Origin of the sequence: Streptomyces albus subsp. albus (genome assembly GCF_000725885.1) — a bacterium.
Lineage (GTDB): Bacteria > Actinomycetota > Actinomycetes > Streptomycetales > Streptomycetaceae > Streptomyces > Streptomyces albus.
The window spans coordinates 1-444 of record NZ_JODR01000081.1; the positions used below are offsets into that span (position 1 = coordinate 1).

Consider the following 444-nt stretch of genomic DNA (forward strand, 5'->3'; position numbering starts at 1 on the left):
AGTAGGCGGAGTCGACGTTGTCCATGGTGCCGTAGCGGTCGGCGGCGTAGTTGCAGGCCGCGACGATGTTGGCCACCGGGTCGGTGAGCTTATCGGCCGTGCCCTTGACGTGGTACTGGTCGAAGGTCGGCTGGATCACCTGGAGCAGACCCTTGGAGGGGATGCCCTTCTGGGCGTTGATGTCCCAGTCGTTGACCGCGTTCGGGTCACCGCCGGACTCACGGATGATGTTGCGCTTGATGCCGTCGTAGGAGCCGGGGATGCCGTGCTTCTTCATGATCGACATGGCCTCGCGGATCCACCCGTCCAGGTTGTCGGGGTAGTCCTCGGCCTTCTTGCCGGCGCCCTTCTTCTCCGCCTTCTCCGCCTTCTTGTCGGCCTTGTCGTCGGCCTTGGCGGGCTTGGCGGCGGCCTTGGCGGCGGCCTGGTGGGCCGGCTCGGCCG

The 444-nt window shown here is 66.4% G+C and carries 1 protein-coding gene; it reads right to left on the bottom strand.

Translation table 11 applies throughout. From position 1 onward, the window contains the following. A partial coding sequence (locus IO40_RS0132815) for a transglycosylase SLT domain-containing protein (RefSeq protein WP_031176686.1) occupies positions 1 to 444 on the bottom strand: 444 nt, incomplete at both ends.